At 44.1% G+C, this 20,102-nt stretch carries 17 protein-coding genes and 1 tRNA gene; 12 read left to right on the top strand and 6 right to left on the bottom strand.

Annotated features, from left to right (window positions below; all coding sequences use genetic code 11):
• Window positions 1–19: 19 nt before the first annotated feature.
• Complete coding sequence (locus AC59JT_RS03005; protein WP_497395991.1) at window positions 20–439, top strand: OsmC family protein; 420 nt, start codon at window positions 20–22, stop codon at window positions 437–439.
• Between the two features lie 345 nt (window positions 440–784).
• Here AC59JT_RS03005 and AC59JT_RS03010 read toward each other — a convergent pair whose 3' ends face one another.
• Window positions 785–1,525 (bottom strand): 3-oxoacyl-ACP reductase family protein, encoded by a 741-nt coding sequence (locus AC59JT_RS03010; RefSeq protein ID WP_497395993.1) that lies wholly within the window; start codon window positions 1,523–1,525, stop codon window positions 785–787.
• Between the two features lie 76 nt (window positions 1,526–1,601).
• Here AC59JT_RS03010 and AC59JT_RS03015 point away from each other — a divergent pair, with 76 nt between their 5' ends.
• Window positions 1,602–1,994 (top strand): winged helix-turn-helix transcriptional regulator, encoded by a 393-nt coding sequence (locus AC59JT_RS03015; protein WP_497395995.1) that lies wholly within the window; start codon window positions 1,602–1,604, stop codon window positions 1,992–1,994.
• 131 nt (window positions 1,995–2,125) lie between these two features.
• On the opposite strand, the gene AC59JT_RS03020 is transcribed toward AC59JT_RS03015, so the two are convergent.
• The 3 genes from AC59JT_RS03020 to AC59JT_RS03030 form a co-directional block, all read right to left on the bottom strand.
• Entirely contained in the window at window positions 2,126–3,223 is a 1,098-nt protein-coding gene (locus AC59JT_RS03020; RefSeq protein WP_497395997.1) for an AI-2E family transporter, read from the bottom strand.
• Between the two features lie 89 nt (window positions 3,224–3,312).
• Window positions 3,313–5,502 carry a tetratricopeptide repeat-containing sensor histidine kinase gene (locus tag AC59JT_RS03025; protein WP_497395999.1) on the bottom strand — a complete coding sequence of 730 codons (2,190 nt, stop codon included), beginning with the start codon at window positions 5,500–5,502 and terminating at the stop codon, window positions 3,313–3,315.
• 156 nt (window positions 5,503–5,658) lie between these two features.
• Window positions 5,659–7,140, bottom strand: a complete 1,482-nt coding sequence (locus AC59JT_RS03030; protein WP_497396001.1) for a glycine--tRNA ligase — start codon at window positions 7,138–7,140, stop codon at window positions 5,659–5,661.
• 242 nt (window positions 7,141–7,382) lie between these two features.
• Between AC59JT_RS03030 and AC59JT_RS03035 the strand changes: the two genes are divergently transcribed.
• Entirely contained in the window at window positions 7,383–7,607 is a 225-nt protein-coding gene (locus AC59JT_RS03035; protein WP_497396003.1) for a helix-turn-helix domain-containing protein, read from the top strand.
• 197 nt (window positions 7,608–7,804) lie between these two features.
• Entirely contained in the window at window positions 7,805–8,014 is a 210-nt protein-coding gene (locus AC59JT_RS03040; RefSeq protein ID WP_497396005.1) for a hypothetical protein, read from the top strand.
• A 7-nt stretch (window positions 8,015–8,021) separates the two neighbouring features.
• Here AC59JT_RS03040 and AC59JT_RS03045 read toward each other — a convergent pair whose 3' ends face one another.
• Window positions 8,022–8,678: a DNA alkylation repair protein gene (locus AC59JT_RS03045; RefSeq protein ID WP_497396007.1), complete on the bottom strand. Its 657-nt coding sequence runs from the start codon at window positions 8,676–8,678 to the stop codon at window positions 8,022–8,024.
• A gap of 172 nt (window positions 8,679–8,850) precedes the next feature.
• Between AC59JT_RS03045 and AC59JT_RS03050 the strand changes: the two genes are divergently transcribed.
• On the top strand, window positions 8,851–9,351 hold the full coding sequence (locus tag AC59JT_RS03050) for a hypothetical protein (protein ID WP_497396009.1): 501 nt from the start codon (window positions 8,851–8,853) through the stop codon (window positions 9,349–9,351).
• A gap of 125 nt (window positions 9,352–9,476) precedes the next feature.
• Window positions 9,477–10,433 (top strand): acetyl-CoA carboxylase carboxyltransferase subunit alpha, encoded by a 957-nt coding sequence (locus AC59JT_RS03055; RefSeq protein ID WP_497396011.1) that lies wholly within the window; start codon window positions 9,477–9,479, stop codon window positions 10,431–10,433.
• A gap of 539 nt (window positions 10,434–10,972) precedes the next feature.
• On the opposite strand, the gene AC59JT_RS03060 is transcribed toward AC59JT_RS03055, so the two are convergent.
• The gene (locus AC59JT_RS03060) at window positions 10,973–14,110 is read right to left on the bottom strand and encodes a glycosyltransferase family 117 protein (RefSeq protein WP_497396013.1); all 3,138 of its coding nucleotides are present in this window, start codon (window positions 14,108–14,110) and stop codon (window positions 10,973–10,975) included.
• A 266-nt stretch (window positions 14,111–14,376) separates the two neighbouring features.
• Between AC59JT_RS03060 and AC59JT_RS03065 the strand changes: the two genes are divergently transcribed.
• The 6 genes from AC59JT_RS03065 (at window position 14,377) to AC59JT_RS03090 (ending at window position 19,961) form a co-directional block, all read left to right on the top strand.
• Window positions 14,377–14,447: transfer RNA gene (locus AC59JT_RS03065), tRNA-Gln, on the top strand.
• Window positions 14,448–14,564: 117 nt separating this feature from the next.
• Window positions 14,565–15,506, top strand: a complete 942-nt coding sequence (locus AC59JT_RS03070; protein WP_497396015.1) for a ribose-phosphate pyrophosphokinase — start codon at window positions 14,565–14,567, stop codon at window positions 15,504–15,506.
• Window positions 15,507–15,599: 93 nt separating this feature from the next.
• On the top strand, window positions 15,600–16,181 hold the full coding sequence (locus AC59JT_RS03075; RefSeq protein ID WP_497396017.1) for a 50S ribosomal protein L25/general stress protein Ctc: 582 nt from the start codon (window positions 15,600–15,602) through the stop codon (window positions 16,179–16,181).
• A 189-nt stretch (window positions 16,182–16,370) separates the two neighbouring features.
• Window positions 16,371–16,931, top strand: a complete 561-nt coding sequence (pth, locus tag AC59JT_RS03080; RefSeq protein WP_497399327.1) for an aminoacyl-tRNA hydrolase — start codon at window positions 16,371–16,373, stop codon at window positions 16,929–16,931.
• Window positions 16,932–17,168: 237 nt separating this feature from the next.
• Window positions 17,169–19,583 carry a TonB-dependent receptor gene (locus tag AC59JT_RS03085; RefSeq protein WP_497396019.1) on the top strand — a complete coding sequence of 805 codons (2,415 nt, stop codon included), beginning with the start codon at window positions 17,169–17,171 and terminating at the stop codon, window positions 19,581–19,583.
• A gap of 36 nt (window positions 19,584–19,619) precedes the next feature.
• Window positions 19,620–19,961 carry a Spx/MgsR family RNA polymerase-binding regulatory protein gene (locus AC59JT_RS03090; RefSeq protein WP_497396021.1) on the top strand — a complete coding sequence of 114 codons (342 nt, stop codon included), beginning with the start codon at window positions 19,620–19,622 and terminating at the stop codon, window positions 19,959–19,961.
• Window positions 19,962–20,102: the final 141 nt, after the last annotated feature.

Raw genomic sequence — 20,102 nt, forward strand, 5'->3', positions numbered from 1 at the left:
TAAATAAAAATCAACAACCATGAAACGCACAGCAAAAGCACATTGGAACGGCGACTTAAAAGAAGGCGAAGGCCAGATCAGCACACAAAGTACCATATTAAATAATACCCAATACTCGTTTAAAACCCGTTTTGCCGATGGCATTGGCACCAACCCCGAGGAGTTGCTTGCTGCTGCACACGCGGGCTGTTTCACCATGGCTGTAAGCGCAACCCTGGCTCAGCAAGGCTTTACCGCTAACGACCTGGATACGCAAGCCGTCCTTGACCTTGACATGCAGGCCCTTAGCGTTACCGGCATCCACCTTGAACTTACCGCATCAGCCATCGAAGGTGTAAGCGAAGAGCAATTTAACCAAATAGCCGAAGGCGCCAAAGCCAACTGCATCATATCAAAAGCACTAAACGTGCCTATTACTTTAAGCGTTAGCTATCAATAATTATAGCCGCTAATTAGCGGTGAAACTTACGAAGTTTTTAAAACTTCGTAAGTTTAATTTTCCCAAATTCCTGCGCTCGTTTGCAACGTAATAAGGGCGTTGCCTGCGGCCGGGCTGTCCGTTCATACGCCTGCAGGCATTAGGCGCGGCCCGCGCTCACTGCCCACGCCTGGCCGGTATCCACTCCCATCCCTAACGCGGGCCTCTCCATTATCGTCATCACGAGCGAGGAACGAGCGTAGTGATCCCCAAGCGATAGGTAGTATGTTTGTCTTTCTCAAGGGGATGGCCACGCTACGTTCGCCATGACGCACGTTATGATGATGCCAACCAATAAACCAACGATCAAACATTCGTCCCACCATCAACATCAAAACCTGCCCCGGTAATATACCTTCCATCCGGCCCCGCCAAATAAGCAACAATCCCTGCAATATCCTTACCCTCGCCATATTTAGGTATAGCCATTTTAGCACGCTGATGGTCTGCATGATCGCCGCCGGCCGGGTTCATATCTGTATCCACCGGGCCGGGATGCACAATGTTCACCGTAATTTCCCGGGTACCCACATCGCGCGCCACAGCTTTGGTAAAACCAATCAAAGCCGCCTTGCTCATGGAGTACAATCCCCAGCCACCATCAGTAACCCGCGTAGCCAAACAACTGCCAATCGTAATAATCCTGCCGCCATTAGGCATATGCTTCAATACCGACTGCGTAGCCGCAAAAACCGCGCGCACATTGATGGCTATAATGTTATCAAAATCTTCAAGCGTAAAAGCTTCAATATTGTTGTAATAGGCAACACCGGCGTTATTCACCAAAATATCAACCGCACCAAATTGGGCAGCGGTTTGGTTTACGGCATTAATAACCGCTTGTGGGTCGGCACTATCCGCCTGTATGGCCAGCGCTTTGCCGCCTTGTTGTTCAATTTGCTTGACTAAGGCATTGGCCTTGTCGGCAGCGTTTTGATAGGTAAACGCTACGTTAGCTCCCTGTTGCGCCAACTCGGCAACTATGGCCGCGCCAATACCGCGACTGCCGCCTGTTACCAGGGCTGTTTTATTTGCTAAATTTTTCATGCCTCAAAACTAAATGGAAAGCTTTATTTTTGCAGGCAACGTTTAAATTGTTAGGTACTAACAAAAAAGTAAGTGTATGCGTAAATTAACTTCAACTAACGCCCAAAACGAAGCCACACTGGTACGCAACTGCGGCATGGTATACGCTTTAACCATAATAGGCGGCCGCTGGAAACCCACCATACTATTTAACCTGCTGGCGCACAAAATGCGCTATAACGAACTGCTGCGCTCCATCCCCGGTATATCCGAACGCATGCTGGTAACCCAACTACGCGAACTGGAGCAACACGGCCTCATCAGTAGAGTTGTGCACCCCGAAGTACCTCCACGTGTAGAGTATGAGCTCACAGCCCTTGGGCATTCTGCCGAGCCGCTATTACGCAGCATATCAAAATGGGGATTGATGATGAGGGAACGAAATGGAGAAGTATTGGTAGGGGAGGATTCTTTCAAGGCTAACTACTGACAAAACACCGCCACCAAAAAATATAACTACCTGATAAAAAACGCTGTAGCGATGCTACACCAGGTGTAGCAGTGTAGCGTGCTACGCATACAGCGCTACACTGCGCCTCAATCGCCGCAGGCAAAACGGCGCTATTTTACGCCGACCGCTTTTTTTCTTGATTTGGTCCAAACCTCGCCCATGTGGTGGGTGGGTACGGTATCGCCAAGCAGTTTCCCCCAGGGCTTCAACCCGTCGATGCGGTCAAAAATGATCTTCATCACCGCAATAAACGGTATTGACAAAAACATCCCCGACAGCCCCCACAAAGCGTTCCCCAGCAAAACAATGATGATAGAAACCAACGCGTTGATCTGCACTTTTGACGAAACGATGCGCGGTACCAGTATGTTATTATCAATAAACTGTATCACAGCATAGGCGGCTATCACGCCCAGTTGGGTAGTAAAACCGTCTTTGGTTACTGTAGCCATCAGCACCGGCAGCGCAATGGCTATAATGCCGCCCAGGTAGGGTACCAGGTTTAATATGGCGCCAATGCAGCCAATCAGCAGTCCGTATTTAACGCCCAGCAGCAGCAGCGCAGTCGAGTTCATGGCTGCCACGATGATCATCTCTATCAGCAAGCCCACAATATAGCTCTGTATAGCACTCTTGGTCTCGGCCAGCACATCGGCCACCTTTTTGGAGTTTTCCTCGGCAAAAACCTCGAACAAAAAGTTCAATATCAAAGGCTTGTAAAACAGCATCAGGAAGATGTAAACCGGCAGCAGGAATATGATAGCCATAGTGCCCAGTAACGAGCCCAGTGTACGGCCTAATATTACCTGGCTGTTGTTTAGCGCGTCGGCAATCATTTGGTCCTGCTTGGTAATTGCCAGGCCAAAGGTGGTTTGTACCCAGGTTTTCAGGTCGATGGTAAGCAGCTCAAATTTCTTCTTCAACATCGGCAACGATTCGCCAAACTGTACAATCTGAGTTGACAGGAAATAGAAAACCGCCAGCACGCCCAATATCAAAACCAGCATAGACAGGATGATGGCCAGTATTTTAGGCAGCCCCAGTCGCTGTAGTCGGGTACTGAGTGGGTTTAATAAAATGGCCAAAAATCCCGCGAAGGCCAGCGGTACCAAAATATCAGTCAGCTGCACAAAAACGTACATCAATAAAATAAGCCCGAACAGTATAACGGTGCTTTTGAGGTAGAAGGGATAATCTTTAATTGCCATATCAAGATATTAAGTTAACTCAAAATGAAAAAAACGGTCAATTGTTTTAACAGTTTGCCGCAATATTAAATATGCTGATATTAATATTACTATCCTTTGGGTAACGAGAAGCAGAACTCGCTGCCCAGGCCCAGGTTACTGCTGGCCCAAACTTTGCCATGATGCTTTTCAATCAGGTCTTTGCAAAACAGCAGGCCCATGCCGGTGCCGCTTTCGTTTTCGGTACCGATGGCGCTGTTCACCCGCGTTTTAAACAGGCTGTTCAGGGTGTCCGTGGTCATACCCACGCCGTTGTCTTTCAGACAAAATATTACCTTGTTATCATCAGTCAGGTACGAGGCTATCTGTATAAGCCCGCCCCGGTTTGAGAACTTGATGGCATTGGTTAAAAAGTTATGTATAACAATGCGTATGCAGTTGGGGTCGGCAAAGGCGAGGGCATCCTGTTTGATATCAATCTCAACATTAATATTTTTCTGTTTAAGCTGATCATCAGAATGCGTAAGTTCACGATTAACCACTTCGGCAATAGAAAAACTTTTGGTTAGGATCTCCTCATTATCCACCTGGCTGTTTATCCAGAACAATAGGGTATCCAAAAAATCGGAAGTATGTTCCAGCTTTTTAAAAACCTTGGGTGTCATCTCAATAAACTCGTCGTTGGTAATGCCCTTGTCAGTCATCAATGTAAATAATGAACGCAGGGTGCTGATAGGCGCACGCAGATCATGAGCCAGTACGCCTATCAGGCGGTCTTTAAGTAAGTTAAGGTCGTTTAATTTGTTGGCCTGCGCGTTAAGGCTTTCCTGGTGGGCCACTATTTCTTCGTTTTTACCTGCTAGCAGGGCATTTATTCTTTGTTGCCTGCGCACCGCGTTATAGTAAACCCCGGCGAGTATAGCCATTGCAATAATTGCTATGCCAAATATCCAGGTCTGGCTTTTTTGTTCGGCTATTTTTTGTTTGAATGCATTTTCGCGTTCGCGTTGTTGGCGGGCCACGCTATCCTGTTTTTTAGCAAAGTCAATCTCAATATTGTACGACATGATCTTGTGCACACCTTCATGATGTTTCAGATCGCTTTTTAAAGTTGAGTAAAGCCGGTGTTGGGTATAAGCCTGTTCAAAACGTTTCAGTCCGGCAAGCGCGCTGCTCAACTGTAAAGTAGCTTCGGTACGTATGCTGAGGCTTTTTAAGTCGGTTGATTCCTGTTGTGCTTTGATTGCACTAGTATAAGCCTGCTGGTAGTTTTTTTGCTGATTGTAAACCCTAGCAAGGCCGGTATAGGCATTGGCTTTATTGTATTTAATATTATTTTCCTCGGCCGACTTTACCGAACGCTGCAAGTAGTAAAGTGCCGAATCTGTACGGTTTATACGAAAATTATAGATACCCAGATCATAATAAATAAGACTCAAACCCTCGCGGTCATCCATACGGTGAAATATGGCCGAGGCTTTATTAATATAAGTAATAGCTTCGCTATATTTTTTTTGTACCATGAGTACCTCGCCAATATTTTGGCAAGCTGTACCAACACCGGAAAGGTCATCCAGTTTTTGCCATATAGCCAGCGATCGTTTATGGTAAACCATCGCCTTATCATACAGCTCCAGTTCCTGCATCACCACGCCTATATTACAGTACTTGTCTGCAGCGGATAGTTCGTCTTTGTTCCTGATGTCAATAAGTAGCGATTGAAAGTAACTGTCAAGCGCTTTTGAAAAGTCGCCTTTATTGTCATAGGTAATCCCAATAAGATTATAACAATCGCTCAGGTCCTCCGTGTTGTTTGTTTTTTTTGCGATAACCAAAGCCTTGTTGTATAAAACAAGCGCATCATCATATTTACCCAGAAAATCCTGCACGCGGCCTAGTCCCGTATAACAATCAATAATACCGGGATCATATTTTACCTGTTGATAAAGCTTTAGCGCCAGCCCATAATTGTTGGCAGATGACGTGTAATTGCTGCGAAACATATCAACCGCTGCAACCTGCGAATGCCCATCGGCAATGCCGCGGGTGTAGTTTATTTTTTTGGATAACCTGATCTGTAATTTGCCGTAGTAGGAGGTGCTGTCAGGATTAGATTCATAATAAGCGCTGGCCAGCTTATCAAGGCGGTTTATAGTGGCGGTATCTTTAATATTATCCTGATGTTTTAAGGCCGGGGTAAGCAGTTTTTTTAAACTGTCCGTATCATGGTTTTGCGATTTTGCAAGCAGTTTAAGGCATAGCAGATTGAAAATAATAAATAAAATATATAATGGTTTCAATCTTAAATTGGTATTAATGGGGGTAATGATCAGTTTATTATTATAGCGAATAATAAATGTATAAAATAAATTGTAACGAGTGTACTGATTATAAATGAAAAAGCCTGCTAATTACTAACAGGCTTTAACGTAAAAATATCTATAAAGTTTTAGGGCCTAGCTCAATACGTTTTTCCAGCTTACCAGGTCGCCTATAATTTTCTCTAATTGATCGGCAGGTACGCGTTCCTGTTCCATGCTGTCGCGATGGCGGATAGTAACGGTATTGTCTTCCAGAGTCTGATGATCTACCGTGATGCAGAAAGGGGTACCAATAGCATCCTGGCGGCGATAACGCTTACCAATAGCATCTTTCTCCTCGTATTGCAGGTTAAAGTCAAGCTTTAGGGTGTCCATTATTTCGCGTGCTTTTTCCGGCAGGCCATCTTTTTTGGTAAGCGGGAATATGGCGGCTTTAACCGGTGCCAGGCAAGGGTGCAGGCGCAATACGGTACGGCTATCCTGTTTTTCCTCGGTGCTCAGATCCTCTTCTTCGTAAGCATTGATCATGGTTAGCAGGAACATACGGTCCAGACCTATCGAAGTTTCAATAACGTAAGGTACGTAGTTGCCGTAAGGTTTCTGTGTTTCAGGATCCAGTTCCGGATCAAAATACTGCATTTTTTTGCCCGAGAACTGTTGATGCTGGCTCAGGTCAAAATCTGTACGACTATGGATGCCTTCAACCTCTTTAAAGCCGAACGGAAATTGAAACTCGATATCATACGCCGCGTCGGCATAGTGGGCTAACTTGGTATGTTCGTGATAACGGTATTTGGCAGCATCGGTACCCAGGGCAAGGTGCCATTGCAGACGGGTTTGTTTCCATTTTTCAAACCATTCTTTCTGTGTGCCGGGGCGAACAAAGAATTGCATCTCCATTTGCTCAAACTCGCGCATGCGGATGATGAACTGGCGGGCAATAACCTCGTTACGGAAAGCTTTACCAATTTGCGCAATACCGAAAGGTATCTTCATCCTGCCCGATTTTTGCACGTTCAGGTAGTTAACAAATATACCTTGCGCGGTTTCGGGGCGAAGGTAAACTACATCGGCATCATCGGCTACGGCGCCCATTTGGGTGCTAAACATCAGGTTAAACTGGCGTACGTCCGTCCAGTTAGCAGTGCCGCTTATCGGGCATTTTATGTTTTGCTCCACAATCAGTTCACGCAGGCGGGGAAGGTTCTCGGCTTTAAGAGCGTTGTCCATTTCCAGTTGCAGTTCTTCGGCCTCGCTGGTTTTATTTTCCTCGTCTAGTTTGGCAATGCGGTCCTCTAACAGTTGGTCGGCACGATAGCGTTTTTTCGAGTCTTTGTTATCGATCATCGGGTCGCTAAAGCCATCAACGTGGCCACTGGCTTTCCAAATTTTAGGGTGCATAAATATGGCCGAATCAATACCCACTATATTGTCGTTAAGCTGCACCATAGCTTTCCACCAATAGGTTTTGATGTTGTTTTTTAACTCGGCACCAAACTGGCCATAATCATAAACAGCGCTCAGGCCATCATATATCTCGCTTGATTGAAATACAAAGCCATACTCTTTGGCATGGGCTATAACGTTTTTGAAAATATCGTCGGTATTGTTGCTCATAATGCGCAAATATATATTTTGTTGATGAAGATTGGCGATTGAAGTTTGAAGATTAGTTGATTAAGGCTGCGGTTAGAACAATTTGCCATCATTGATAGTTATTGTTTTTATAGCCGCTCCTCACTTAGTTAAAATTCAACACTTTCGGGAATACTTAATTTAGGGTTAAATAAATCCGGGTGTTCGTTTCCTTACGTATTTCTTTTACATCTACCTATTAAAACTTAAAAAACAACACAGCTATGTACAGCATAACCGGGATAGCCAACAACATTCGCGCGGCGCGCAGAGACAAACAATATTCGCAGGATTATTTAAGCTATAAGCTTAAAATATCGCAAAATGCTTATAGTAAAATAGAGCAGGGCGTAACTAAACTTACCCTGGAGCGCATATTCGACATTTCAAATATATTAGAAGTTGATGTATGCGACCTGATCAACTATCGTTTAAAGGTGGAGCAATAGAGGCACAGGCTATCCTCGCTTATTTTCAGGCCAGTGTGTACGAGTTAATGTATTTGGAGTTATTCAAATACCTGTCAGTCAAACAAAAAGCGTACATTAGGCACGCGATCGGTTTACCGGTTGCTTAACTGCCATTTCTTTACGTGTATACCCACTTTCGCCGGTTCTCGTCCTGGCTTTACACGTAAATTTTTTACATGGAGCATAACCGGCCTGATTTTGGTGAAGGCAAAATTGATTCCAAAGATCCTTTTTCATTAGCTAAAGCTGTTTTAAAAGACGACGCACAGTATCTTATTGAAAACCCTGAACTGGTAAAACCTAAAAGGGATAGCGAGGGGCGCGATATAGACGAGGCCAGTAAAGGCTTATACATTGTATTTAAAGATATTACATCGCATCACTAATGCTGCGTTAAGCTTTACCGGTTAGTTCCCGCAAGGCATCATTAGCTATCCATTTAGCTGCCTTGCTATCCTGTTGCAGTATGCGTTGGGCGCAATCAATGGCTAGCGGGCGCAAGGTTTTATTACGTTTACCTATTTGCCGTAGGGCCCAGTTCACAGCTTTCTTCACAAAATTCCGATCATCCCAGGCTTCGCGCTCCATAATGGGGAAGAATTGGATAAATACCAGGTCGTCGGCTTTTTTGTTGTGGATGGCATATTCGGCCATGAGTACAAAACCGGCACGTTTAACAAACTCTTCCTCGCGAGCGCTAAATTCAATGGCTTTATCTACCGTATAAGGTGTACGGTCAAACAGGTTGCCACATACCTGGTCGCATACATCCCAACTGGCAAAATCTTTGGTCCAGGCATCTATTTGTTGGGTGGTAACCTGTTTAGGGTCATCAATCATTGATGCCAGTATGCGCGCCTCGTGTACACCGGTGTCCCAAAGTTGTTGGGCCAGTTGGTGATCTTTTTTAATCAGCTTCGCCAGTTTGCGCACTTCGGGAATTTTAACGCCCAATGCCTTATCATTGGCAATACCAAAGCGTAGCATGCCGGTGTGATATTTGGCTTCGGCCTTTTCTTTAAGCAGGTCTATTACGTCTTGAGCGTCCATGGGTTAGATATGAGATATGAGACGTGAGACGTGAGACAGGGCATTTGTGATTAAGATATATAAGATTGACATTGACGAATCATCAATTTGATAGTATCTCAAATCTCATATCCCACTTCTCAAATCTAAACAATAAAGCCGTAACAGCGTTATGATGAAAACCAATAGTTACATGCTTAAAACACTACTTTGCAGTGCACTTGCTTTTTGCACTTTAAATGCCCATGCTCAGATGCCGGATAGCCTTGTTAAACGCTCGCCGGTGCGTACGTTAACTTACCAGCAGTATCAGGATTATTTAAAGGGTGAGGCATCAGACGATATGGCCCGCGTGGCCGAGATGAACCATTACCCCATGCCTGATAAGGTACTTAAATATAAAGCCGAACTTGACCTGAGCCCCATACAGGTGAAAAAGATAACCGAGCTTAACACAGCCATGCATCGACGAAGATTGCAAATTGGCGGATCGGTAATTGATACCGAGAAGAAACTGGACAGCCTGTTTCGTTATAATAAAATGAATGATGGCAACCTGGTGTTTTATACCAACCGCTACGGCCTTTACCAGGGCGAATTAAAGAACGCCATTTTACAGGCCTGCTTCGCTACGCAAAAACTGCTTACCCCGCAGCAAATAACTAGTTTAGAGGCTATTTTGCGCCGCAAGTAGCTCGCGGCACTGCTTTTGTTTGTATAAAACAGGAGGGAAGCGCCACCTTGCAATGCGGGTTGCCTTTATTTTAGGTTGCAAATATGCCATTGGATTTACTTAATTTAGCGCCCTGATTAATTGATATGAAAATTAGTTTTGATTTTGAAAAGCCTTTGGCTGACTTAATACAGCAGATAGAAAAGGTGAAGCAGATGGAAGAGAAGAACAAGCTCGACATGTCGGCCACCGTGAACGAACTGGAAGCTAAGTTAGATACAGCTAAAAAAGAAATATACGGCAACCTTACCGGTTGGCAAAAAGTACAAATATCACGTCATCCCGAACGCCCTTATACTTTGCAGTATTTGGAGCTAATGTGTGATGATTTTATTGAACTGCACGGCGACCGTACCGTAGGTGATGACAAAGCCATTATAGGTGGTTTTGGTACGCTAAACGGCGAAACGGTGATGTTCATCGGTCACCAAAAGGGCCGTAACACTAAGGACAGGCAATACCGCAATTTTGGTATGGCTAACCCTGAAGGTTACCGCAAAGCTTTACGACTGATGCGATTGGCTGAGAAATTTAACAAGCCTGTTGTTACGCTGATAGACACGCCGGGCGCATTCCCGGGCCTGGAGGCTGAAGAGCGTGGCCAGGGTGAAGCTATTGCCCGTAACCTGCTGGAAATGTCGATACTTAAAGTACCGGTTATTTGCGTGGTTATTGGCGAAGGTGCATCTGGCGGTGCATTAGGTATTGGTATTGGCGATAAAGTGATGATGCTGGATAACTCATGGTATTCAGTTATATCGCCCGAGAACTGCTCAACCATCCTGTTTAAAACCTGGGAGCATAAAGAACGTGCTGCCGAGATGCTGAAGCTTACATCAACCGAGATGTACAAAAACAAGCTGATAGACGGCGTTATTAAAGAACCACTGGGCGGTGCACACCAGGACCCTGTCGCTATGGCTGCCATCCTTAAAAAACAGTTGTTAAAAGACCTGAAAACCCTAAAAGAGCGCGATATCACCGAGCTTGTTAACGAGCGTATTGATAAGTTTTGCAATATGGGTGTAGTGGTAGAGGGATAATTCCTTTTCCCTGCTTTGATATCGAAACGGCCGCGAGTGATTGCGGCCGTTTTTGGTTTTACAGGGTGCGCCACTTTTAAAGTGGCGCAAGTGGCGCACTGTTTTTTTATAAATATTTGATATTCAATTAGTTGTTTGAAAAAGCGGCGCAATGCGGCACACCCTTAAATTTTTTTAAGGTGTTAATTATCAATAAGTTAATATTTATCAAAGTTTACACTTTTTAAAAGTGGCGCACCCTTTGGCGCACAATTTAATTCAAAATATGTCATCTCGACCAACGGGAGAGATCTTATACGAGCGACAGATCGGCTACTTTATTGTCGTACAAGATTTCTCACTCGTTCCTCGTTCGAAATGACAAAGCAATTGGCTGGCTGATAACGTAAGGAGGGTGTCATGCTGAGCGCCGTCGAAGCATGCGGGCAAAGGCCTTTACGCTCACCCTTCGACGGAGCTCAGGGTGACACCCATTCGGTTTAAACATAAAAAGCCCGGCATGTTAACATGCCGGGCTTTTTCAATATCATTAGTGACAATTACTGTTTATTCTCCAAAGGCACGCCAAACTTAGTTGAGAAATCCTTCAGCTGACCCTCAAACTTAGCGCCCAGGCCGGTTTTGTTATAGTCCTTAGTTAAACCAACTATACCGTTTAACAGCGAGAAGCTCAGTTGGAAATCGCGGTCGCGCATATCGGCTTTGCCGTCTTTGTACAGGATGTAGTTGTAGCCAAGGTTATCGGCAACGTAATCGTCAACCTGTGTTATCAATTTATCGGCAATAGCGGTTTCGCCAATGCGGTAGGCAGCTTCCGCCAGGTAATATTTACGCACGGCTACTTCAGATACCGGAACCGTTTCAGGCATTACTTCCATGTATTTTTGAAGCGCTTTTTTAGCCATATCGGTTTTGCCTTCCTTCAGCAACCCATCAACCAGCGTAACAAAAGTACGGGTGATTAACGGGTAGAACATGGTGATAGATTCATGATCAAGGTATTTAGCCGCTTTCATGTTACCCCATTTAAAGTTGTTCAGCACGTTTTTCATCAATACCGGGGTGTTAGGTGCATCTAAGGCATTGGCCGTGGTATCCGGTTTAATAGGGATCAGGTGGTTGGTGAAACCTTCGGTATACATGTATTTATCCAAACCTATCATGTTATCGGTAGGTACGGTAACGGTAAAATATATCGGGCGTTTCCAGTTGTTATGCGCTAAAATATCCAGCAGGGCCAGGTTATCTTTAGCTACATAGTTGCCCGGGTATTTAAACTCAATTACCGGTGCAATTTTATCGCGCTGATCTGCCGCTACGGTTCCGCCTTTAATTACATCATCGGCGTTAACGGTAAGCTTCAGGTTTTTTGTTGGCAGATAGTTAACGGATTCGCCGTTATCATAAGTCGCTTTAGCATCTTTATTGTCCGACAGCATAAAGTCAAACACCTCTTTTACTTCAACAGATTCAGGAATCTTTGCGTCATTAAAATACAACACATCGCGCACACCGCTTTTAAACTTATCGTTATCCATGGTGATAGGCAATGGGTCTGAGTTGTTCATTTTGGTTTTCATCTGGCGGATGTACCAATCGGTGCCCAGCAAACTCATGTTTACTATGCGGATATCCGGGCGCACATTCTCCACTTCCTGTATGTACCACAGCGGGTAGGTGTCGTTATCGCCATAAGTAAACAAAATAGCGTTTGGCGCGCAAGACATGAGGTAATTATAAGCCATATCATGCGGTGTCATTTTTGTTGAACGATCATGGTCATCCCATTCCTGGCTGGCCATCAGCGCCGGGCCGGCAGCTAAACAAACTACGGTAGCCAATATAGCACCACTTGCAGCTACCTTTTTACGGTTAATGAGTTCGGCAATAAATGGTACAGCCAAACCAATCCAGATTGCGAAGGCGTAGAATGAACCGGCATAGGCATAATCACGCTCACGCGGTTGTAGTGGGTCCTGGTTAAGGTAAAGCAAAATAGCCACACCTGTAAAGAAGAACAGCACGCCAACTATACCGGCGTCTCGCTGGTTGCGTCTGAAATGATATACCGCACCTAGTAAGCCTAATATCAGCGGTAAAAAGAACAGGCGGTTGTATGATTTACTTAGCGTAACGGTTTTTGGTAATGGTTTACCCATGTTCCATCCGCTGAGCCAGCTGCCGTCAAGCGTGTTGCTTTGGCCGTCAAACTCGTTGGCACGACCAACAAAGTTCCACAGGAAGTAACGGGTATACATCTGGTTAACCTGCCACGACAGGAAGAATTCCAGGTTAGTACCGAAGGTTGGGTTTTCGGTTTCGCCTAGCTGTGTCCACTGGCGGTAAAACTGCGGGTGACCGGCTTTGTCGCTAAACATACGCGGGAAGATAGTATTACGATCATAAACCGTATTCATTTTTTTACCGATGATCTCGTACTTGTCTTTACCGCGTTTGTACATCGGGGCACCTTCGGTTTGGTCAATAGGTTTTGAATCGAAGTACTGGCCAAACATTAACGGGGTATCACCATACTGGTCGCGGTTAAGGTAACCGTTCAGAGCAAAGGCGTCCTGCGGATCGCTGTTGTTTAAGTTGGTACCCGCTTTAGCGCGGATAACGATCATCACAAATGAGCTGTAACCAAATAATATAAAAGCGGTACAGATCAAAAATGTATTTAAAGCGAAACGGCGCTCGCGTATTTTAACAATGTACTCAAGTATTACGATGATGATTGCGGCAGCTATGATACCAAAAATGCCGGCGCTGATCGTTAACACCAAGGTAAACAACACCGCGGTAGCGATAGCCAATACCTGCGATGGTTTTATGGTGAATAAAATACCGGTAACAATGGTACCTATCAGTAATATAAAGAACACAATAGCGCCGCTGCCAAAGCCCATACCCAGGGTATTTACAAAGAACAGATCAGAGAATGCGGCACCTTTTACGGTATATTGTATAATGCCCCACAGCACCGCGGCCACTACAACGCAGCCAATCAACAATGCTTTAACGGCACCGCCGGTAGTGGCATTTTTAACTTTGCGGAAGTAGATAACCAACGCTATAGCCGGTATAACCAGCAAGTTTAACAAGTGGATACCTATAGATAAGCCCATTACATAAGCTATAAAAATGATCCATTTATCGGCGCCCGGCTCATCCGCGTGGGCATCCCATTTTAAAATGGCCCAAAATACCAGGGCGGTACACAGCGAAGACTGCGCGTAAACTTCCGACTCGACAGCCGAGAACCAGAATGTATCAGAAAATGTATAAGCTAAAGCACCTACCAAACCCGAGCCTATAATTAATATCAGGTTGGTTTGCGTCAGGTCTTCCTTGGTTTTGATAACAATCTTTTTCACCAGTGCGGTAATGCTCCAAAACAGGAACAGGATGGTAGCCGCGCTTGACAGGGCCGAGGCCATGTTGGTCCAGTAGGCTACTTTGGTTACATCGCCAAATGAAAGCAGCGAAACCACTTTACCCAGCATGGTAAACAAAGGAGCGCCCGGCTGGTGCGCTACCTGTAAGCGATAGATACAGGCAATAAACTCGCCGCAATCCCAAAAACTTGATGATGGTTCAAGGGTTAAAGTGTACGTAATAGCGGCAATAGCAAAGGCCAGCCAGCCAAAGGCATTATTAATTTTATTATAATTCATGGTGAAATTTACACTAGGTATATTTTATCAGTGCCGAAATTAATAAAACAAAACCTATATAATAACCCCGGCGGATGGATTTAGCATTTTTTAACAGAAAAATACCTGATAAAATTGCCGCTGATAAAATTATTCATGCTGATTTTCAGGCGCTAGGTAAATACGTGGATTGTGTGTTAAGTTTTTTTAAAATTTCTATTTCGTACTTGAAAAATTCGTCTTATATTTGCAAACCTTTTCGGAACGCAAGTAACGAATGTGGAGATTGCCTGATAGTATAATGGTAGTACGACGGTTTTTGGTACCGTTTGTCTAGGTTCGAATCCTGGTCGGGCAACATTAAGATTTCGGATTTCGGTCCCGATGACTATCGGGATGAAATCCGAAATTTTTTTATAGGCTAATACGAAATAAGTAAATTCGAAATTGTAAATCAGATATCCGATATAAAACGATGCCATTACAATTCAACACGGTTAAGTTATTTTCAGGTTCAGGCTCGGTAGAGCTGTCTGAGAAAATTGCCGATGCTTATGGTCAGCCATTAGGTCAATCGGCTTTAGCACGTTTTAGTGATGGCGAGTTTCAGCCTAGCTACAACGAATCTGTACGTGGTTGTGATGTTTTCCTTATCCAATCAACCCACCAGCCCAATGATAATTTAATGGAGTTATTGATGATGATAGATGCTGCCCGCCGTGCATCTGCTCACCACGTTAACGCTGTTATTCCTTATTTTGGTTTGGCCCGTCAGGATAGAAAAGATCGTCCGCGTGTTGCTATCAGCGCCAAATTGGTTGCTAATTTATTGGTAGCTGCAGGTATCGACCGTATCATGACCATGGATTTGCACGCCGCGCAGATACAAGGCTTTTTTGATATCCCGGTTGATCACCTGGATGGTTCGATCATTTTCGTGCCATACATTAAAAGCCTTGGTTTGGATAGGTTAACCATCGCGTCGCCTGATATGGGTGGCTCGTACCGCGCACGTGGCTTTGCCAAGTTCTTTAACGCCGAGGTAGTAATTTGCGATAAACAACGTAAACGCGCCAACGAGATCGAATCAATGACGCTGATAGGTGATGTAACAGGTCAGGACATTGTTTTGATAGACGATATTTGCGATACGGCACGCACCCTGGCCAAAGCGGCACAGTTAATTATGGATAAAGGTGCACGTAGCGTACGCGCGGTTTGTACGCACCCTGTATTATCGGGCAACGCATACGAAACGATTGAAAACTCGGCTTTAACAGAGTTGATCGTTACGGATACTATCCCGCTTAGACAAACCAGCCCTAAGATAACCGTATTATCATGCGGCGAGCTGTTTGCTAAAGCGATAGGTAACGTTAACGAACACGGCTCGATAAGCGAGTTGTTTAAAATATAGACCCCTCCTAATCCTCCCCAAAGGGGAGGACTTTAAGGGTAAAGATATCCTGCGCGAAGCAGGCTTAATAAATAAATACAATAAATAATTAAAATGAAATCAATTGCTATTAGCGGTTCTCCAAGAGAGAACGTAGGGAAAAGAGACGCGAAAGAGCTGCGTTACCAATCATTGGTGCCTGCAGTGCTTTACGGTGGTGCTACTCAAAGCCACTTTTCTGTGTCCGCAGCTGATTTGAAAGCCGTTGTTTACACTCCGGTTGTTCACTTCATCGACCTTGACATTGCTGGTGTTAAATCACAAGCTATCATTAAAGATCTTCAGTTCCATCCATTAACTGAGCAGATCATCCACGTTGACTTTTTATTATTGGATCAGGCTAAACCTGTAACCATCGAGATCCCTGTTAAATTAACCGGTACTTCTCCAGGTGTTAAAGTGGGTGGTAAACTGGTACAAAAATTACGTAAGCTGCGTGTTAAAGCTTTACCTAAAGATCACTTAGACTTTATTGAAGTTCCGATTACCGCTTTAGAGGTAGGTAAATCAGTAAAAGTTGGCGAAGTTAGCTTCCCTAACGTTACTATCCTTAACACTAAAGACGATACTATCGTTTCTGTAACTACTTCACGTGCATTGCGTCAGGCAGAGCAGGAAGCAGCTAAAGGAAAGTAATCTTTTAGAGGTCCACAGACTTCAAAAGCGGCAAGTTTAACTACTTGTCGCTTTTGTTTTTTAAGGAATTGATATATTCGCAGCATAATTATGGCTAAGCTCTACTTTAGTAAATTTTTTAAGAAAGCTAAGCCGGCACCAAAGCCTGCACCCCGGCCCGTGCCTGTTAATAACGAGGGTAATGACAGTATGAAATATCTGGTAGTAGGTTTAGGTAACATTGGTCCTGAATATGCCGATACAAGGCATAATATAGGTTTTATGATATTGGATGAATTGGCCAAACAGGAAGGCGCAAAATTCAGCAACATGCGCCTGGCCTATTATACCGAGGTTGGCCATAAAGGTCGCACCCTGCACCTAATCAAACCAACTACTTATATGAACCTGAGCGGTAAGGCCCTTAACCACTGGATGAGGGAGTTGAAAATACCTGTAGAGAATGTACTGGTGTTGGTTGATGATATTGCCCTGCCACTCGGCACGCTTCGTCTTAAACCTAAAGGAAGTGCCGCGGGCCATAACGGCCTTAAAAATATTGAAGCTACCCTTGGCCATAACAATTACGCCCGACTGCGTTTTGGTGTGGGCGATAATTACCCTAAAGGCCGGCAGGTTGATTATGTGTTAAGCGGTTTTGATGCCGATGAACAGCCTGAACTTCCCGCGCTGATAGAACGCTCGATAGAGATGATCAAAAGTTTTGCAGCTATTGGTACCGAATTGACCATGACGAAATTTAACAAGTAGGCCCGTCCAATTGTAAATTTTTGTTAAACTATGTTATATAATGGTTAAAGGATGTTAAAACATTGGTTTTTGTGTAACGGTTAGGATAATTTAGCGTCTTATAACCAAACACATTAACTGAGCCGTAAACAAACACCTGTACTGATAAACCAGCTTCCCCCTGTTTCTATCACCGTTTTTTGTTTCGAAACGCTGTCACCAATCGGTTTTGCTGTGCGTCTACGGAGTATAACATATATGAAAAAACTTCTACTTGCCCTGGTGGGGTGCTGCCTATCTGCCGCTACAATTGCTCAAAACATTACTATTAAAGGTACCGTGGTGGATTCGGTAACCAATACGCCTGTAGGCTACTTAACCGCGGCCCTGCAGGATCCCCAAACTCAATCGCCCGTTAAAGCCTCGCTGACTAAAGATGATGGCAGCTTTACTTTAACCGCGCCATCGGGCAAAGCCTATAATTTGATATTAACATTTGTTGGCTACACTACCAAAAGCATTAAAATTGCCGGTTCTGCCGACGCTGATCTCGGTAAATTAAAAGTACAACCCACCACTAAAGAATTAGCCGCCGTAGCTATTGTTGGTTTTAAACCTTTGATGAAACAAGAGGTAGACAGGCTAAGTTATGACGTGCAGGCCGACCCGGAAAGCAAAGCCATCACCGCGCTGGATATGATGCGTAAGGTCCCTTTACTATCTGTTGATGGTGAGGATAATATCAAACTTCGCGGCAGCGGGAACTATAAGATATTGATCAACGGAAAGGAATCAGCTTTAACCGCCAAAAATCCTTCGGATATATTAAAGGCCATGCCCGCCTCGAACGTTTTGAAAATAGAAGTGATCACCACGCCGCCGGCTAAGTATGATGCCGAAGGTTTGGCCGGTATCATCAACATCATCACTAAGAAAAATGCCGACCAGGGTTATAACGGTTCGCTTAACGCTAACTACAATTCGGTATGGGGTTATCGTACCAATTTGAACCTTACCGTTAAGCAGGGTAAAATAGGCTATGCAGGCTACGTAGGTTATGGCGATAGAAAAGCTTTACGCGCGCCGTTTGAAAACGGGAGTACCTTTTTTCAACCCGGCACCAATGTAGTTACATCAACCCTGCTACAAAATGGTGCCCGATATGCCCGCAACAACAATACGTATACAGGTAACGAACTTAGCTTTGAAATTGATACCCTGAATTTATTAACCGGTACTTTTAATCTTTACAAAGGCGATGGTAAAACTGATATAGAGCAGTTTACTACAGCGCGCAATGCTGCTCAAACGCCAACACAAAGCTATAATTTGTTTAACGACGGTAATTTTGGTTTTAAAGGTTATGACCTGGGGGTGAACTACCAATTGGGTTTTAAACGCAGTAAAGATCAATTACTAACCATCTCTTACAAATACAGCAATTCGGAAAACAGGCAGTTTAATGGCGTTACATCCGATCATGGCCTCGGGTACACCGTGCCCGATTATCGCCAGTATAACAACTCCGGCTCAAAGGAGTATACCACGCAGGTTGACTATGTGCAGCCTTTCAAAAAAGTAACTATGGAAGCCGGTGGAAAAATGATATTGCGTAATAACTTCAGCGATTTTAGAAACGACACGTTAAGTACCACGGGGGTATACAACACCGACCCTAAGCAAACTAATAATTTTGATTATCATCAAAACGTGTATGCCGTTTACAACACCTATCAGGTTAAGTTTGAGAAATACACTTTTAAAGGCGGCGTTCGTTTTGAACGTACGGCTATTGATGCAGACTTTACCGCTATGGCGGGCGGTGCATTGGATAGAAAATATAATAATGTAGTGCCGTCTTTTTCGGCGCAGCGCAGCTTAACTACTACCAGCAATTTAACTTTGGGTTATACCCAACGTATACAGCGCCCAAGCATCTGGCAGTTAAACCCTTTTACCGACAGGTCAAACCAACAATACATTAGCATGGGTAACCCTGATCTGAAACCGGCTGTTACCAACAACATCGAGTTGAGCTATGGTACGTTTAAAAAAGGATCTATTAACATTAGTACAAACTATACCTTTGCCAACAACACCATACAGGACGTGCAAACGGTGAGTGGCAACGTAACGACAACAACTTTTGCCAACGTAGGCAAAAACCGCAGCTGGGGTTTCGATTTTAATATGAATTACCCCATCACCACCAAGCTAAACGTTAATATTAATGCCGAGATTATGCAGGTTTGGCTGGAAGGTACTGTTAATGGCCAGATGTATAAAAACAGTGGGCAGCAGGGCCATATGTTTACTTACACCAGCTACAAGTTTGATAACGGCCTGCGCCTGGGTATGAATATTGGTTATGATAGCCGCTATGTCATGCTGCAGGGCAGGGACAATTTTTACTTTGGTAACGGCTTAAGCGCATCAAAAGAGTTTAAGAAAAAACTAACGGTTAACATAGGCGTTAACAACCCTTTTGCCGAGTTTAACAAGCTCGACTTTTTTACCGAAACACCTAACGTGCGTACCTATAATACCCGCTACAATTTTTATCGCACATTCAACTTCGGCATAAATTACAAGTTCGGTAAGCTAAACAGCGAGATAAAGAAAAACCAGCGCGGTATTAATAATGATGATACCAGCAGCGGTAGTAAAAATTAAGCGGCACCTTTGGCATTATTTGTGTAAAATAGCAGCATGAAAGTTTACGGAATTACCAATTGCAATACAGTTAAAAAAGCGCTCGACTGGTTTAAACAGAACAACGTAGTATACGAGTTTCACGACTTTAAAAAACTGGGTGTATCTGCCGAAAAACTGGCCGAATGGGATGCCAAAGCCGGTTACGAAAAGTTTATGAACAAACAGGGCCTTACCTGGAAACAGCTTGACCAAGCCCATAAAGACAGCATCAAAACTAAAGCCGATGCTTTACAACTGCTGCAAGAAAAAACCAGCATGATAAAACGCCCGGTTATAGAGGATGGCGACTTTTTATTCTTCGGGTTTGATGAAGGCGTTTATAAAGAACATTTTTAATAGCTAAAAATTATATGAGAAAGGATGCAACACAGGCATCCTTTTTTTGTCTTTTATGCTTATGGTATGGTGTGCAAACCCACTCGTAATAATTGTATTACGTGTAGTTTGAATACGATATTTTTATATTTTTACGTTTTA

The organism is Mucilaginibacter sp. A3364 (assembly GCF_059690715.1).

What these genes read in the sequence shown, in the direction of transcription:
- AC59JT_RS03005 (WP_497395991.1), top strand. Translation starts at nt 20, where the DNA reads ATGAAACGCACAGCAAAAGCACATTGGAACGGCGACTTAAAAGAAGGC.
- AC59JT_RS03010 (WP_497395993.1), bottom strand. Translation starts at nt 1,525, where the DNA reads ATGAAAAATTTAGCAAATAAAACAGCCCTGGTAACAGGCGGCAGTCGC.
- AC59JT_RS03015 (WP_497395995.1), top strand. Translation starts at nt 1,602, where the DNA reads ATGCGTAAATTAACTTCAACTAACGCCCAAAACGAAGCCACACTGGTA.
- AC59JT_RS03020 (WP_497395997.1), bottom strand. Translation starts at nt 3,223, where the DNA reads ATGGCAATTAAAGATTATCCCTTCTACCTCAAAAGCACCGTTATACTG.
- AC59JT_RS03030 (WP_497396001.1), bottom strand. Translation starts at nt 7,140, where the DNA reads ATGAGCAACAATACCGACGATATTTTCAAAAACGTTATAGCCCATGCC.
- AC59JT_RS03035 (WP_497396003.1), top strand. Translation starts at nt 7,383, where the DNA reads ATGTACAGCATAACCGGGATAGCCAACAACATTCGCGCGGCGCGCAGA.
- AC59JT_RS03040 (WP_497396005.1), top strand. Translation starts at nt 7,805, where the DNA reads ATGGAGCATAACCGGCCTGATTTTGGTGAAGGCAAAATTGATTCCAAA.
- AC59JT_RS03045 (WP_497396007.1), bottom strand. Translation starts at nt 8,678, where the DNA reads ATGGACGCTCAAGACGTAATAGACCTGCTTAAAGAAAAGGCCGAAGCC.
- AC59JT_RS03050 (WP_497396009.1), top strand. Translation starts at nt 8,851, where the DNA reads ATGCTTAAAACACTACTTTGCAGTGCACTTGCTTTTTGCACTTTAAAT.
- AC59JT_RS03055 (WP_497396011.1), top strand. Translation starts at nt 9,477, where the DNA reads ATGAAAATTAGTTTTGATTTTGAAAAGCCTTTGGCTGACTTAATACAG.
- AC59JT_RS03060 (WP_497396013.1), bottom strand. Translation starts at nt 14,110, where the DNA reads ATGAATTATAATAAAATTAATAATGCCTTTGGCTGGCTGGCCTTTGCT.
- AC59JT_RS03070 (WP_497396015.1), top strand. Translation starts at nt 14,565, where the DNA reads ATGCCATTACAATTCAACACGGTTAAGTTATTTTCAGGTTCAGGCTCG.
- AC59JT_RS03075 (WP_497396017.1), top strand. Translation starts at nt 15,600, where the DNA reads ATGAAATCAATTGCTATTAGCGGTTCTCCAAGAGAGAACGTAGGGAAA.
- pth (WP_497399327.1), top strand. Translation starts at nt 16,371, where the DNA reads ATGAAATATCTGGTAGTAGGTTTAGGTAACATTGGTCCTGAATATGCC.
- AC59JT_RS03085 (WP_497396019.1), top strand. Translation starts at nt 17,169, where the DNA reads ATGAAAAAACTTCTACTTGCCCTGGTGGGGTGCTGCCTATCTGCCGCT.
- AC59JT_RS03090 (WP_497396021.1), top strand. Translation starts at nt 19,620, where the DNA reads ATGAAAGTTTACGGAATTACCAATTGCAATACAGTTAAAAAAGCGCTC.